The following is a 15,015-nucleotide window of genomic DNA, read 5'->3' as shown; positions in this document are numbered from 1 at the left end:
AATCGGCTTACGGGAAAATCGGGAAGGGTTCAGCCGGCGGTCAGTCGCCGCGCCGCGCCATTGCGCCAGCGCGCCAGGTGTTCCTCGGCGTAGCGCCGCACACAGCGCAGCACCGCGCTTTCGTGCCGCACCAGAAAGAAGTGGTGGCCGTCGAACAGGTCCAGGGAAAACCCGCTGGCGGCGTCTGCCTGCCAGTCGAGTAACTGGTCGGCGCGCACGCTGTCCTGCTTGCCGCCGAACACATGGATCGGCATGCCCAGCGGCTCGCGTCGGCCATAGGCGAAGCTGCCACACAACAGGAAGTCGGCGCGCAGGATCGGCAGCATCAACTGCATCAATTCGCGGTTGGCCAGGGCTGCTTCGGCGGTGCCTTGCAGGTCGCGCAAGCGGGCGATCAGTTGCTCATCGGTCTTTTCGCGGGCGTACTCGCTGACGTCGCGCCGCGCCGGGCCGGCGGTGCCGGACGCAAACAGCGCCAGCGGCGCAGGCACGTTGCGCGCTTTGAGCGCGTGCGCCAGCTCGAACGCCAGCAGGCCGCCAAGGCTGTGGCCGAACAACGCGTAGGGGCCGTTCAGGTCACGACTGATTTCATCCGCCAACTGCGCGGCCAAGGCGCCGATGTCGCATTGCAACGGCTCGTCCATCCGCATACCGCGCCCCGGCAACTCCAGCGGGCACACCTGCAACCAGTCCGGCAGAACACGCCGCCAACGCACGTACACCATGGCGCTGGCCCCCGAATAAGGCAGGCAGAACAGGCGCAGTCGAGTCGGCGCGCTCATCGCTCGACGCCCCCCACCTGAAACGCGCCATATGCACGATAAAAACCCATCTCGCCCTCCTGCGGGTGCTGATCCTTGGCCGTTTTACCAACGAACCTGTCACCCAGAAGAACGGACGGCGCTGCCAAATAATTAGTCGTCGTGGACGAGCGAGACGGGGTTCACACCTTCAGCCCACGGACAAAATCAGTCAGACTTCTCATTTGACAATAATTATCATTCAGCATAATTTGTTGCCCGATGTGTAGGAGGCCTCAGCACGGACGCCCTCCCCTAACCTCTTTTGCGATCAAGGTGATTTCCATGACGGAACAAGTATCCACAGGCAGGTGCGACTCACCGCTGCTCCAGGCATTCGTCGATAATCGGCTGATTCTGGTAAAGATCGCAGCACGTATTACCGGCTGCCGCTCCCGGGCCGAAGACGTCGTGCAGGATGCCTACTTCCGGCTGCAATCGGCGCCGACGATCACCTCATCGTTCAAGGCGCAATTGAGTTATCTGTTCCAGATCGTGCGCAACCTGGCGATCGATCACTATCGCAAGCAGGCCCTGGAGCTCAAATATTCGGGGACCGAAGAGGAAGGCTTGAATGTGGTGATTCAGGGCGCGTCACCGGAAACTTCGCACATCAATTTCAACACCCTGGAGAACATCGCCGACGCCCTGACGGAACTGCCCCAGCGCACCCGCTATGCGTTCGAGATGTACCGCCTGCACGGCGTGCCGCAAAAGGACATCGCCAAGGAACTCGGCGTCTCGCCGACCCTGGTCAACTTCATGATTCGCGATGCGCTGGTGCATTGCCGCAAGGTGTCGGGCAGTCACAGCGATACATTTGCACGGCGGCTCTGAAACTCGCCCCGGCGCGAAGCCTGGTCTCCCGAAACCTCAGGGCACCGCCGTCACATCGATGCGATAGGGCTCGAATATCTTCAACAGCTCGCCGTCATCGCGCAAACGTTTGAGCAGGCCGGCAAACGCTGCGCTGCTGATCGGCGCCTTGGGCCGCAGCAACGCGTAGTGGTGGTACACCTGGTCGACGCGCTCCGAGATCAGGAACTGGGCGGCCATGTCGACGTTGCGCGCCAGAAAATCACTCAGGTACGAGCGGGTCACCAGGGCGATATCGGCGCGACCGCGCGCGACCATCAGCAGGTTGCTGTCATGGGAGTAGGTCAACGTCGCGTTGAAGTGCTCGGCCATGAACTTGGGGTCGGCATTGAAGTTGGCGAAGGCGTAGTGATAACCGCTGAATACCGCCAGGCGCTTGCCGCCAAGGCTGGCGAAATAATTCTGGTCGCGATCGGGCTCACGCTGGGCGACGAAGATTTCGGCATCTTCCAGGCCCATGTCGACCGTGGTGTGAGGAATCTTCTGCCAGCCCCAGTCGGGGTTTTCGAAAATCGCCACGTCGACCCGGCCCTGCTCGAAATCGCGAAAGCGTCGCGGGATCGAGGTCGGCACCAACACGAACTGATAATCGGTTTGCGAGGCGTTCAGGGCTTCGACCAACTGCGGCAGTAATCCGGTGTCGGCGCCCTGCTCGGGGCGCACGGTGTACGGCGGAAAATGCGCAGCGCCGATCCTCACCAATTGCGCAGCCGAAGCCGGCATCCACGCAACGGTGCCCAGTGCCCATAAAGTAAGTCCTGCAGCCAGTCGCCATGGCGAAAACATTAAGGCACACACCGTTTAACCTGCTGATGGCAATAAGCTAGGCGTTTTTGTCTGGCGAGACAACTTCCACCGGAAAATTAATAGCTTGCGCCTCAATCAGCCTTCAAAACCATCAACAACGCCTCTTCGGCCAACTGCTCGAGGGTCAAGCTGCCCTCGGCGCGGAACCAGGTGGTGGTCCAGGACAAGGCACCGGTGAGGAAGCGCCGGGCGATAAACACATCCCCCTTGATATAGCCGGCGGCCTTGGCCTCGCCCAGCACCTGCAGCCAGATCGCTTCATAGACATCACGCAAGGCCAGCACCTGGGCCTGGCCCTCGGCCGACAGCGAACGCCACTCGTACACCAACACCGCCATGGCTTCGCCGCTGCCGCCCATGATCGACTGCAATTCGCAGCGAATCAGCGCCAGCACGCGCTCGCGCACCGTGCTCGCCTCTTCCAGCGACGCACGCATCAGCGCAGTGTTGTAGCGGATGGTTTCTTCCATCACCGCGCGCAGGATCTCGTCCTTGCTCTTGAAGTGATGAAAGATGCTGCCGGACTGAATGCCCACGGCACCGGCCAGGTCGCGCACGGTGGTGCGCTCGAAGCCCTTGTTGCGAAACAGGTGAGCCGCGGTTTGCAGCAACTTGCCCCGGGCACTGTCGGGGTCGGTCAATTGGCCGCCGTCGACCATGGCGCGCATCACCCGCAGGGCTTTGTGCTCATCCATGCTGCTCTCCTTTACGTCTGCTGACATCTTGGGCGGCAATTTAGGCCGTGCCTGCCAGCCAAGCAAGCGCTTGGCTGAAAACTTGTGCCCGGAGTTTACAAACCAAGCGCTTGCTTGGTAGTCTCGTCGCCAGCCATTCGAGGAAGGATTTCTCATGAGCAAGACGGTTCGCATCGGCTGCGCCAGCGCCTTCTGGGGCGACACCTGCACCGCCGCCGCCCAGTTGGTACACGGCGGCAAGCTGGACTATCTGGTGTTCGACTACCTGGCGGAAGTCACGATGTCGATCCTCGCCGCTGCGCGGATCAAAGATCCCCAGGCCGGCTACGCCACGGACTTTGTCGAGGTGCTGTCGCCGCTGCTGGCCGAGATCCAACGCCAGGGCATCCGCGTGATCAGCAACGCGGGGGGCATCCACCCCCAGGCCTGCGCCGCCGCCCTGCAAGCGGCCTGCGACGCGGCGCAACTGCCGCTGAAAATCGCCGTGCTGCTGGGCGATGACCTGCAGCCCCAACTCAAACACCTGCGCGGCAGCGTCGACATGTTCAACGGCGCGCCGCTGCCGCCGCTGTGCGTGTCCGCCAATGCCTACCTCGGCGCGCCGGGCATTGTCCGCGCGCTTGAGCTGGGGGCGGATATCGTCATCACCGGGCGGGTGGTCGACAGCGCGGTGGTCAGCGCTGCGTTGGTGCATGAATTCAACTGGTCATGGCAGGACTACGACCGCCTCGCCCAGGCCGCCCTGGCCGGGCATATCATCGAATGCGGCGCGCAGTGTACCGGTGGCAACTTCACCGACTGGCGCGACGTGCCGGATTACGAGCACATCGGTTTTCCCATCGTCGACGTCAGCGCCGACGGCCAGTTCACCGTGAATAAAGTCGCGGGCAGCGGCGGGTTGATCAGCGAGCTGAGCGTGGCCGAACAACTGCTCTACGAAATCGGCGACCCGCGCGCCTACTTGCTGCCCGATGTGATCTGCGATTTCAGCCAGGTCAAATTGCAGCAGCAAGGCAAACACAGTGTGCGTCTGCACGGTGCCAAGGGGTTGCCGCCGACCGCTCAATACAAGGTCAGCGCCACTTACCCGGATGGCTTTCGCTGCACCGCCAGTTGCCTGATCGCCGGGATCGACGCGGTGGCCAAGGCCGAGCGGGTCGCCCAGGCGATTATCGACAAGACGTCGGAGCTGTTCAGCCAGCGCGGTTGGGCGCCCTACACCGAGGTGAACATCGAACTGCTCGGCAGCGAAGCCACCTACGGCGCGCATGCGCGACGCCGGGACTGCCGCGAGGTGGTGGTGAAGTTGGCGGTGCGCCACCCGAGCAAGCCGGCGCTGGTGCTGTTCGCCCGCGAAATCGCCCAGGCCGCCACCGGCATGGCACCGGGGCTGACCGGCATCGTCGGCGGGCGGCCGACGGTGTATCCGTTGATTCGACTGTTTTCGTTCCTGATCGATAAATCGTCCTGTGAGCTGGCGATTGATTTGCAGGGTGAACGCCACGCTTGCGCGCTTCCGGCCAGCCACGCACTGGGCACGCCGGCCGCCGCCCTCGAACCGCCCAAACCCCAAGGCCGCGCCGATGCCAGCGTGCCCCTGGTGAAACTCGCGGTGGCCCGTTCCGGCGACAAGGGCAACCACAGCAACATCGGGGTGATTGCCCGCGACCCGGCGTACCTGCCGTGGATCGCCGAAGCCCTGACCCCCGCCGTGGTCGTCGACTGGATGGGCCACGTGCTCGACCCGGTCCACGGTCGCGTCGAACGCTGGTACCTGCCCGGCAGCCACAGCCTCAACTTCCTGCTGGAAAACGCCTTGGGCGGCGGCGGCATCGCCAGCCTGCGCATCGACCCGCAGGGCAAGGCCTTTGCCCAGCAGTTGCTGGAAATCCCCATCGCCGTGCCGCAGCACATCGCCGATCAACTCACGTAAAGGAGCGTTGCCGTGGCCTTCGACTCGATCTTCAAAGCCGACCTGCCGGATGTCCTCAAAGGGGAGTCATAAACCATGCCGGTGATCGAAACCCTGATCGACGCCCACAGCCCAGACTTTGTGCGCAACCGCGAAGCGCTGCTGGCGAGCCTGCAGCAACTGCGCCTGTTGGAGCAGAACCTGTTGAGCAAGGCGCAGGAAGCCAAGCCCAAGTTCGACAAACGCGGGCAATTGCTGCCGCGTGAACGCCTCAACCTGCTGCTGGACCCTGGCGCGCCGTTCCTGGAACTGGCCAGCCTGGCCGGCTACAAACTCCATGACGACAAGGACGGCAGCGCCGCCGGCGGCGGGTTGATCGCCGGAATCGGTTACGTCAGCGGCGTGCGCGTGCTGGTGGTGGCGAATAACAGCGCGATCAAGGGCGGCACCATTTCCCCCACGGGCCTGAAGAAATCCCTGCGCCTGCAACAGATCGCGATGGAAAACCAACTGCCGGTGGTGACCCTCGCCGAAAGCGGCGGCGCCAACCTCAACTACGCGGCGGAGATTTTCGTCGAAGGCGCGCGCAGCTTCGCCAACCAGGCGCGCATGTCGGCCATGGGCTTGCCGCAGATCACCGTGGTCCATGGCTCGGCCACGGCGGGCGGCGCGTATCAGCCGGGGCTGTCGGATTACGTGGTGGTGGTGCGCGGCAAGGCCAAGCTGTTCCTGGCCGGCCCGCCGCTGCTCAAGGCCGCGACCGGCGAAGTCGCCACCGATGAAGCACTGGGCGGCGCCGAGATGCACGCGCAAATCGCCGGCACCGCGGAATACCTGGCGGAAAACGATGCCGACGGGGTGCGGATCGTGCGCGAAATCGTCAGCCTGCTGCCGTGGAACGAGCGCCTGCCGTCGATGCCCAAACGCACGTATGCCGAGCCGCTGTACCCCATCGACGAACTGCTCGGGCTGATCCCCGACGACCCGAAAAAACCCTACGACGTCCGCGAAATCCTCGCACGCCTGGCCGATGGTTCGAACTTCCTCGAGTTCAAGGGCGAGTTCGACGCACATACCGTGTGCGGCCACCTGCACATCCAGGGCCGCGCCGTCGGCGTGATCGGCAATAACGGCCCGATCACGCCCAAGGGCGCCAGCAAGGCCGCGCAATTCATCCAACTGTGCGACCAGAGCCGCACGCCGCTGCTGTTCCTGCACAACACCACCGGCTTTATGGTCGGCACCGAGGCGGAACAGCAAGGCGTGATCAAGCACGGCGCGAAGATGATCCAGGCGGTGGCCAATGCCCGTGTGCCCAAACTCACCGTGGTGGTCGGCGGCTCCTACGGCGCCGGCAACTACGCCATGTGCGGCCGCGGCCTCGACCCGCGCTTCATCTTCGCCTGGCCCAACAGCCGCACCGCCGTGATGGGCGGCGCCCAGGCCGGCAAAGTGCTGCGCATCGTCACCGAAGCCAAACAACGGAAAGACGGCCTGACCCCCGACCCCAAGATGCTCGACATGCTGGAACAAGTCACCGCACAGAAACTCGACAGCCAATCCACCGCACTGTACGGCAGCGCAAACCTATGGGATGACGGCCTGATCGACCCAAGGGATACCCGCACGTTGCTGGGGTTCCTGCTGGATATTTGCCATGAAGCCGACATGCGGACATTGCAACCGAACAGCTTTGGCGTAGCACGGCTCTAAAGTCATCAAGGCAACAAAACCCTGCTGTTGCTCTGCTTTTGATCTTGATCTTGATCTTAGGCGCCCCGTCAAACCACGCTGGCCGAACGCAGGCTTGAATCCGTGGGTAACCCGGCAGGACGCCGGGTTAGCCGTCCTGGGCCAGGGATGGCCCATGACGGCGGCCCACGGATTCAAGCCTGCGTTCGGGCACACCGAGCCTAGGCGAGGTGCCGAGTGGTGGGGCAAGAGCCCTTTTGGTTACTTTTGGGGCTCTTTTCCAAAAGTGACCCGCTGTAAGAGCGGAACCCATAGCAGCCGTTACCAAAGAAACGGATATGTACTCAACCCAAAAAAATGGTCGGCCAAGAGGCCGCCATCGGGGGCAAGCCCCCTCCCACATTTGGAGCGAGGTGAGCCCAATTTCGAGCGAGGTGAGCCCATTGGATATCTACCCGCTGTAAGACCGCCAGCAAACCAGCTCCCACAGATGGAGCCATGCACACCCGAAGAACGCCCACACGGAGAACAATAAAAAATGATCTTCACCCAGGAACACCAGGCACTGCGCCGCACCGTCCGCGCCTTCGTCGACCGCGAGATCAACCCCCACGTCGACGAATGGGAAAAAGCCGGCCGCTTCCCCATCCACGATATCTTGCGCAAGGCCGGCGACCTCGGCCTGCTGGGCATCTCCAAACCCGAGCAATTCGGCGGCATGGGCCTGGACTACAGCTACTCCATCGTCGCCGCCGAAGAATTCGGCAGCATCCGCTGCGGCGGCATCCCCATGTCCATCGGCGTACAGACCGACATGTGTACCCCCGCCCTCGCCCGCTTCGGCTGCGACGCACTGCGCGAAGAATTCCTGCGCCCGGCGATCAGCGGTGCGCAAGTCGGTTGCATCGGCGTCTCGGAAGCCGGCGCCGGTTCCGATGTGGCCGGGCTGAAGACCCAGGCACGCAAGGACGGCGACGACTACGTGATCGACGGCAGCAAAATGTGGATCACCAACTCGCCGAGCGCCGACTTCATGTGCCTGCTGGCCAACACCTCCGACGACAAGCCGCACCTCAATAAGTCGCTGATCATGGTGCCGATGAACACACCGGGGATCAGCGTCAGCCCGCCCTTGGAAAAACTCGGCATGCACAGCTCCGAGACCGCCCAGGTGTTCTTCGACGGCGTGCGTGTGCCGCAACGCAACCGCATCGGCCATGAAGGTGCGGGGTTCATGATGCAGATGCTGCAATTCCAGGAAGAACGCCTGTTTGGCGCGGCCAATATGATCAAGGGCCTGGAGTCCTGCATCGACAGCACGATCGAATACTGCAAGGAGCGCCAGACCTTCGGCAAAGCGCTGATCGACAATCAGGTGATTCACTTTCGCCTGGCCGAACTGGCCACCGAAATCGAATGCCTGCGCGCCCTGGTCTACCAGGCCACCGAGCAGTACATCAAAGGCCAGGACGTGACGCGCCTGGCCTCCATGGCCAAGCTCAAGGCCGGGCGGCTGGGCCGCGAAGTCAGCGACAGTTGCCTGCAATACTGGGGCGGCATGGGCTTTATGTGGGACAACCCGGTGGCCCGCGCCTATCGCGATATGCGCCTGGTGTCGATTGGCGGCGGCGCCGACGAAATCATGCTGGGCATCATCTGCAAACTGATGGGCACCCTGCCGGGGAAAAAACCATGAACACCCTGCTGCTCGAACCCCATAACGGGGTGCTGCACATCACCCTCAACCGTCCGCAAAGCCGCAACGCGATGAGCCTGGAGATGGTCAATGAACTGCGCGCGGTGCTGGCGCAGTTGGACGATCAGGTGCGCGCGCTGGTGATCAGCGGCGCGGCCGGGCATTTCTGTGCCGGGGCGGACGTGAAAGACCTGCTCGGCGCCAGCGACAAGGCGCAATTGCAGGCGCTGAACCGCGCGTTCGGCACCTTGCTGCAGGAAGTTGAAGCCGTGCCCCAAGTGGTGATCGTGGTGCTGCAAGGCGCGGTGCTGGGCGGTGGCTTTGGTTTGGCGTGCGTCAGTGATATTGCGCTGGCTGATCACCAGGCGCAGTTCGGCTTGCCCGAGACCAGCCTGGGCTTGCTGCCGGCGCAGATCGCGCCGTTTGTGGTCAAGCGCATCGGTCTGACGCACGCGCGCCGGCTGGCGCTGACGGCGGCGCGGTTCGACGGGGTCGAGGCTGAGCGCTTGGGCGTGGTGCATTTTGTCGAGCGCGATCCGCAGGCATTGGCCGAACGCCTGGATGAAGTGCTGGGCCAGGTATTGCGTTGCGCGCCGGGGGCGAATGGGCGGACCAAGGCCTTGCTGCTGGCCAGCGCGGAGCAACCGCTGGGGCCGTTGCTGGATCAGGCCGCCGCGTGGTTCGCCGAGGCGGCGACGGGCGAAGAAGGGATCGAAGGCACCCAGGCCTTTGTGCAACAGCGCAAGCCACGGTGGGCCGAATGAACAAGATCCTGATCGCCAACCGCGGCGAAATCGCCTGCCGCATCCAGCGCACCGCCCAGGCCTTGGGCTATCGCACCGTAGCGGTCTACAGCGACGCCGACGCCCAGGCTGCGCACGTGCAGATGGCCGACGAAGCCGTGAATATCGGCCCGGCGCCGGTGCAGCAGTCCTACCTGAATATCCCGGCGACTCTCAGCGCAGCCCAACGCACGGGTGCCGACGCGGTCCACCCCGGTTATGGCTTTCTCTCTGAAAACCCCGATTTCGCCCGCGCCTGCATAAACGCCGGGCTGACCTTCATCGGCCCCAGCGTCGAGGCCATCGAACTGATGGGCAGCAAGCGCCGGTCCAAACTCGCCATGCTCGAGGCCGGCGTCCCGTGCGTCGCCGGCTACCAAGGCAGCGCCCAGGACGACGCCACATTGCAAATAGAAGCTGAACGCATCGGCTTCCCGCTGATGATCAAGGCCAGTGCCGGCGGCGGCGGCCGAGGTATGCGCCTGGTGCATCAGCGCGAACACCTGCAAGAGCAACTGCGCAGCGCCCGCTCCGAAGCCCTGAATGCATTCGGCAGTGACGAACTGATCCTGGAACAGGCGCTGATCGAACCGCGCCACGTCGAAATCCAACTGTTCGGCGACAGCCACGGCAACCTGATCCACCTCGGCGAACGCGACTGCTCGGTCCAGCGCCGCCATCAGAAAATCATTGAAGAGGCGCCCTGCCCGGTGATGACCCCGGCCCTGCGCCAGGCCATGGGCGACGCGGCGCTGAAGGCCGGGCGTGCGGTGAATTACGTCGGCGCCGGCACGGTGGAGTTCCTGCTCGACCGCGACGGCCGGTTCTACTTCCTGGAGATGAACACTCGCCTGCAAGTCGAACACCCAGTCACCGAACTGATCAGCGGCCTCGATCTGGTCGACTGGCAACTGCAAATTGCCGCCGGCCAACCGCTGCCGTTACAGCAAGCGCAGGTCAGCCTCAGCGGCCACGCCATGGAAGTGCGCCTGTACGCCGAAGACCCGGCCCAGGGCTTTCTGCCGCAAACCGGTGCGGTGTTGCGCTGGGAACCGGCCGCGGGCGTGCGGGTCGACCACGGCGTTCTCGAAGGCCAGCGCATCAGCCCGTTCTATGACCCGCTGCTCGGCAAGATCGTCGCCCATGGCGCCACCCGCGAGGAGGCGCGGCGCAAGCTGCTGCGCGCCGTGGAGGACACGGTGCTGCTGGGCGTGGCGAGCAACCAGCAGCTGTTGACCGACCTGCTCAAGCACCCGAAGTTTATCCACGGCGACTTCAGCACCGCGTTGATCGCCGAACACTTCAGCGAGATCCGCCACCCCCGCGCATCCACCGAACAGTTGGCCCTGGCCGCCGCGCTGTTTTATCAACACAGCGCTCAGACCCATGCCCCGGCCTTATCGGGGTGGCGTAACGGCGCTGACGTGCCGTGGAGCTATCAGTTGGCCGTCGACGATGCGGTCCAGGACATCACGGTCAGCGTCCTCGCCGACCATCACCTGCAGGCCAACGGCATCGACATCCGCCACCTCAGCAGCGACGGCCGCTGGGTCACCGCAGTGATCAACGGCATCCGCCGCCGCAGTGCCTACCACCTCGACGGTGCCCAGCTGTGGCTACCGGGCGTGAGCGTGACCAACCGCAACCACCACGTTGCCAACCGCCAGCTCCCGGCCGGCGGCGGCAGGGTCGAGGCGCCGATGGACGGCGCCATCGTCGATGTGCGCGTGCGCGCCGGTGAACGCGTCACCCAGGGGCAACTGCTGCTGGTGCTCGAAGCGATGAAAATGGAGCATCCGCTGAAGGCCGGCATCGACGGTGTGGTCAAGGCCGTGCAGGTCATGGCTGGCGATCAGGTGCGCAATCGCCAGGTGTTGCTGGAGATCGAATAAAGCCTGGGCGGAACTACGCGGCCGGGCTACGCTCTATCCCCATCAGGACGGGAAGAGTACGGGAACCTGCACGATGCCTCATTGGCTGATTATTGACCTTGAAGCCACAACGGATGACGGCGGCTGGCCCGTGACGGAGATGGAAGTCATCGAGATCGGCGCAAGCCTGGTCAACCGCCAGGGCCGCGAGTTGGATCATTTCCAGCGTTTTGTGCGACCGCAGCGGCGTCCATTGCTGACGCCCTTCTGCCGCAAGCTGACCCATATCACCCAGGCGAACATGGACAGCGCCGCGCCTTTCGGCGAAGTGTGGGCGCTGTTCGAGCGCTGGCTGGGCCAGCATCAGGCACACCTGGAAGGTTGGGCCAGCTGGGGCGACTACGATCGCCAGCAGCTCGAGCTGGAGTGGCAGCGCCATGGCCTGAGCAGCGCGCTGGCCCAAACGCCCCATATCAACCTCAAGCAACGCTTCGCCAAGGCCCGGCGCCTGGACAAGCCAACGGGGCTCAATAGCGCCCTGCAATTGGCGGGAATGCAGTTCAATGGCCAGCAACACCGGGCGCTGGAAGATGCGCGCAACACCGCACGCCTGTTACCGCTGATTTTGCCGGTCTAGGCAGCTCCCTTGCCCTTGGGCATACTGGCCGACCTTTCCAGACCCTTTTTCCGAGGATTCGCCCATGTTTAAAGTCAACGAGTACTTCGACGGCACCGTCAAGTCGATCGCTTTCGGCACCGCAGAAGGTCCGGCGACCATCGGCGTCATGGCCCCGGGTGAATACGAATTCGGCACCGCCCAGCGTGAAATCATGCACGTGGTATCCGGCGCCCTGACCGTCAAGCTGCCCGACAGCAGCACCTGGGAAACCTTCGCCGCCGGCAGCCTGTTCCACGTTCCGGCCAACAGCAAGTTCCAGCTGAAGGTCGCCGTGGACACCGCTTACCTGTGCGAATACCGCGGCTAAGCAATTCCCGCGCGAAAAAAATGCCCGTCTCGCAGGAGACGGGCATTTTTTTTGGGGGCGCATTATTCGAGGACAGTCACCGGCATGCCCACTTCCAGGCGGCCCACGCCATCGTTGACCAGGTTCTGGCCGAACATCGCGCCGTCTTCGGTCTTGCGATAGGCCTCCAGCGTCACGAACGGTTCGCGGTCGGCACTGCGCTCGCCGGTCTGCGGGTCGATGGTGGTCAGAATGCAGCGTGAGCACGGCTTGACCACGCGAAACTCGACATCGCCGATGCGCAGGCGTTTCCAGCCGTCTTCGGCGAACGCATCGCCACCGTCGATCACCAGGTTGGGGCGAAAGCGCAGCATTTCCATGGGCCGACCGACGTGCCGGGACAGGTCGTCCAGGGAGGCCTGGCCGATCAGCAGCAACGGGTAACCGTCGGCGAACGCGACCTGATCATCGTCCTTGCCATAACCGGCTTGTGTGGTGCGCGCGCGCTCCAGGGGGATGTGGACCAGCCGCGTCGGCTTGCCGATAAAGTCGCTGACCCAGGCGGCGGCGGCATCGCCCGCATCCGGCACGCGCAAGGTGTCGCGCCAGATGGTCACACCGCGCAGTTCAGCCTCGCTGCCGGGCAACGCCACGTCCAGCGCTGCGTAGCCAGGCGAACTGAGGGTCAGGCCACCGCTGCGGTTCCACAGCGCCGACAGCTGGCTCATCGTCGCCACGGCGCGCTGCGTCAAAAAACGCCCGCTGGCTTCGTCCACCAGCATCCAGCGTCGATCGCCATCCAACCCGAGCTTGTCCAGGCCGATCTGCTGCAACGTTTCGGCCTTGCCGGATTTCAAAGGGTAACGGTACAGCGCGCTGAGACGGAGCATGAGCCTGCATTCCTGAGGGGCAAAACCGTCACCCTAAGGTCAAGCCGGCGCTTCGTCCAGCATCAGTCGCTGACGCACCACATCCACCAGCTTGTCCGGCTGGAATTTGGACAGGAAGTTATCGCACCCGACCTTCTTCACCATCGACTCGTTGAAACTGCCCGACAGCGAGGTGTGCAGCACCACGTACAGCTCACGCAGGCGTGGGTCATTGCGGATCTCGGTGGTCAGGCGGTAGCCGTCCATCTCAGGCATTTCGGCGTCGGTGAAGATCATCAGCAATTTGTCGGTCATCACCTGGCCGCTGTCGGCCCAGGCCTTGAGCATGTTCAGCGCCTTGAGGCCGTCACTGGCGATGTGCATCTTCACGCCCAACTGGCCCAGGGTGTCGCGCAACTGCGACAGCGCGACATTGGAGTCGTCCACCAGCAGCACTTCACGGCCACGGGCGCGCTCCAGTATCGGGTCATCGAGTTTATCGCGGGAGACCTTGGCGTTGTATGGCACGATCTCGGCGAGGACTTTTTCCACGTCGATGATTTCCACCAACTGGTCATCGACCTTGCTGATGGCCGTGAGGTAGTGCTGGCGCCCGGCGCTGGTCGGCGGCGGCAGGATGGCTTCCCAGTTCATGTTGACGATGCGATCGACGCCGCCCACCAGGAACGCCTGCACCGAGCGGTTGTACTCGGTGACGATGATGGTGCTGTTGGGCCCCGGCACCAGCGGGCGCATGCCGATGGCCTGGGACAGGTCGATCACCGGCAGGGTCTGGCCCCGCAGGTTGACCACGCCGCACACAAACGGGTGGCGCTGAGGCATCAGGGTCAGCTTGGGCAGTTGCAAGACCTCCTGCACCTTGAACACGTTGATCGCGAACAGCTGCCGCCCGGCCAGGCGAAACATGAGAATCTCCAGGCGATTCTCACCCACCAATTGTGTGCGTTGATCTACCGTGTCGAGAATGCCGGCCATTAAAAGCTCCTGATATGCGCGCAGGTCGCGCTAAGGGATTATGCGGTTCGCTAAGCTTGTTATCGGCGGCAAGCGCCAGACCTTGACCCCTGTAAAATGCCACGCAAATCCATTGATGTCACACTGACATCATGCTTTACTGCACAGGCCTCTTCATTGGGCAGAATAGCAACATTGCGCGACATTCAAATCGGCGCAAGGTTCCGCTGCGTAAGGGATTCCCCTAGGCACAATCAGGCCCAACCTGATATTCGCGATATCTAATTGCCATTAATGTGACGCCATTCTCATTGCATGAATGGAGTCAGGCTTTTGTTTGCCATCGTAAGCCCAAGGCCCGCGGGCCTTCCGGACACTCACCTGTCGGCAATCGAAGTTGCGCAATCGGCCCCGATGACGAGGGCAGTGCGCGCCTCGCATAATCATTCAAATAAACGTCCTACTAAAGTCTCAGAAGCGCCCTACAGATTTCAGTCATCTTTCAGCGGTAGTTTTACGCTATTCACGCAGTGCGACATCTCATCGCCCGACCGTATGCTGTGGAGACTTGCATGATGAATAGCGCGAACGAGTGGCAAACCACACTTCCCGAATTCCTGCTAGAGGCCGAAAAGCTGCTGAGAAAGTCGGAAGAGTGCTTGAGCCATCTGCATTTGATTCGTAATGACAGCGATGCCATCGACTGCATGAAGTTCAGCCTCACGGCGCTCGCCGAAAAGGCCGATGATCTGGCTCTGCAGGCGATCAGCGAGTTCTCGCGACATATCCAGGACCTGATTGCCAACGCGCAGAGCCCTTTGCAACTGCACGATCAGGCCCTCGATGCCTTGAACAACTGCCTGACGTTACTGGCGTGGCAGCTGGAGTTGATCGACACCCGCACCGGTGAGTTGAGCCTGGATGAAAGTGAACAAACCTCACTGATTGCGACGGTCACTCTCCAGATCCCGCAGAAGGACTTCACCAATAAGCCGCAACAGCGTCTGCACCACGTTTCATGAATGACTGCGCCGTTAAGCACTAAGGTGTCGCTTTCACCCAGCGTCTTGCCCAA

At 63.0% G+C, this 15,015-nt stretch carries 14 protein-coding genes; 9 read left to right on the top strand and 5 right to left on the bottom strand.

The genetic code is table 11. From position 1 onward, the window contains the following. Positions 1–29 precede the first annotated feature (29 nt). Positions 30–782 carry a thioesterase II family protein gene (locus ACP7E3_RS18055; protein WP_426123901.1) on the bottom strand — a complete coding sequence of 251 codons (753 nt, stop codon included), beginning with the start codon at positions 780–782 and terminating at the stop codon, positions 30–32. Between the two features lie 303 nt (positions 783–1,085). On the opposite strand from ACP7E3_RS18055, the gene ACP7E3_RS18050 reads away from it, so the two are divergent. Continuing rightward, positions 1,086–1,637 carry an RNA polymerase factor sigma-70 gene (locus ACP7E3_RS18050; protein WP_017845800.1) on the top strand — a complete coding sequence of 184 codons (552 nt, stop codon included), beginning with the start codon at positions 1,086–1,088 and terminating at the stop codon, positions 1,635–1,637. A gap of 36 nt (positions 1,638–1,673) precedes the next feature. On the opposite strand, the gene ACP7E3_RS18045 is transcribed toward ACP7E3_RS18050, so the two are convergent. Together ACP7E3_RS18045 and ACP7E3_RS18040 are read right to left on the bottom strand one after the other, a co-directional pair. After that, on the bottom strand, positions 1,674–2,462 hold the full coding sequence (locus ACP7E3_RS18045) for a substrate-binding periplasmic protein (protein WP_079444439.1): 789 nt from the start codon (positions 2,460–2,462) through the stop codon (positions 1,674–1,676). Between the two features lie 92 nt (positions 2,463–2,554). After that, positions 2,555–3,178 carry a TetR/AcrR family transcriptional regulator gene (locus tag ACP7E3_RS18040; protein ID WP_046382540.1) on the bottom strand — a complete coding sequence of 208 codons (624 nt, stop codon included), beginning with the start codon at positions 3,176–3,178 and terminating at the stop codon, positions 2,555–2,557. Positions 3,179–3,332: 154 nt separating this feature from the next. On the opposite strand from ACP7E3_RS18040, the gene ACP7E3_RS18035 reads away from it, so the two are divergent. From ACP7E3_RS18035 to ACP7E3_RS18005, 7 genes are all read left to right on the top strand, one after another. Next, a complete protein-coding gene (locus ACP7E3_RS18035; protein WP_046382539.1) occupies positions 3,333–5,111 on the top strand; it encodes an acyclic terpene utilization AtuA family protein in 1,779 nt (592 codons plus the stop codon). A 75-nt stretch (positions 5,112–5,186) separates the two neighbouring features. Then, positions 5,187–6,803 carry a geranyl-CoA carboxylase subunit beta gene (gene atuC / locus ACP7E3_RS18030; RefSeq protein WP_426123898.1) on the top strand — a complete coding sequence of 539 codons (1,617 nt, stop codon included), beginning with the start codon at positions 5,187–5,189 and terminating at the stop codon, positions 6,801–6,803. 517 nt (positions 6,804–7,320) lie between these two features. Then, positions 7,321–8,478, top strand: coding sequence for a citronellyl-CoA dehydrogenase (atuD, locus tag ACP7E3_RS18025; RefSeq protein WP_046382537.1), 1,158 nt, complete (start codon positions 7,321–7,323; stop codon positions 8,476–8,478). Next, entirely contained in the window at positions 8,475–9,242 is a 768-nt protein-coding gene (locus ACP7E3_RS18020; RefSeq protein ID WP_046484819.1) for an enoyl-CoA hydratase/isomerase family protein, read from the top strand. Before atuD ends, ACP7E3_RS18020 begins: the two co-directional genes overlap by 4 nt. Then, complete coding sequence (locus tag ACP7E3_RS18015) at positions 9,239–11,152, top strand: acetyl/propionyl/methylcrotonyl-CoA carboxylase subunit alpha (RefSeq protein WP_426123895.1); 1,914 nt, start codon at positions 9,239–9,241, stop codon at positions 11,150–11,152. The genes ACP7E3_RS18020 and ACP7E3_RS18015 overlap by 4 nt, the downstream gene beginning before the upstream one ends. 73 nt (positions 11,153–11,225) lie before the next feature. Beyond that, positions 11,226–11,768, top strand: a complete 543-nt coding sequence (locus ACP7E3_RS18010; protein ID WP_079444445.1) for an exonuclease domain-containing protein — start codon at positions 11,226–11,228, stop codon at positions 11,766–11,768. Positions 11,769–11,832: 64 nt separating this feature from the next. Then, positions 11,833–12,117: a pyrimidine/purine nucleoside phosphorylase gene (locus ACP7E3_RS18005; RefSeq protein WP_017849400.1), complete on the top strand. Its 285-nt coding sequence runs from the start codon at positions 11,833–11,835 to the stop codon at positions 12,115–12,117. A 62-nt stretch (positions 12,118–12,179) separates the two neighbouring features. Here the strand turns inward: ACP7E3_RS18005 and ACP7E3_RS18000 are convergent, their stop codons facing one another. Together ACP7E3_RS18000 and ACP7E3_RS17995 are read right to left on the bottom strand one after the other, a co-directional pair. Further along, a complete protein-coding gene (locus ACP7E3_RS18000; protein ID WP_046382533.1) occupies positions 12,180–12,986 on the bottom strand; it encodes an MOSC domain-containing protein in 807 nt (268 codons plus the stop codon). A gap of 39 nt (positions 12,987–13,025) precedes the next feature. Further along, positions 13,026–13,961, bottom strand: a complete 936-nt coding sequence (locus ACP7E3_RS17995; RefSeq protein ID WP_046382532.1) for a chemotaxis protein CheV — start codon at positions 13,959–13,961, stop codon at positions 13,026–13,028. 551 nt (positions 13,962–14,512) lie between these two features. Between ACP7E3_RS17995 and ACP7E3_RS17990 the strand changes: the two genes are divergently transcribed. Next, positions 14,513–14,962 carry a hypothetical protein gene (locus tag ACP7E3_RS17990; protein WP_169865368.1) on the top strand — a complete coding sequence of 150 codons (450 nt, stop codon included), beginning with the start codon at positions 14,513–14,515 and terminating at the stop codon, positions 14,960–14,962. Positions 14,963–15,015 lie beyond the last annotated feature (53 nt).

It is taken from the genome of Pseudomonas sp. PSPC2-3, assembly GCF_049898265.1.
GTDB lineage: Bacteria > Pseudomonadota > Gammaproteobacteria > Pseudomonadales > Pseudomonadaceae > Aquipseudomonas > Aquipseudomonas veronii.
The sequence above is the reverse complement of the archived record's forward strand: the minus strand, read 5'-3'. Positions and strand labels throughout refer to the sequence as shown.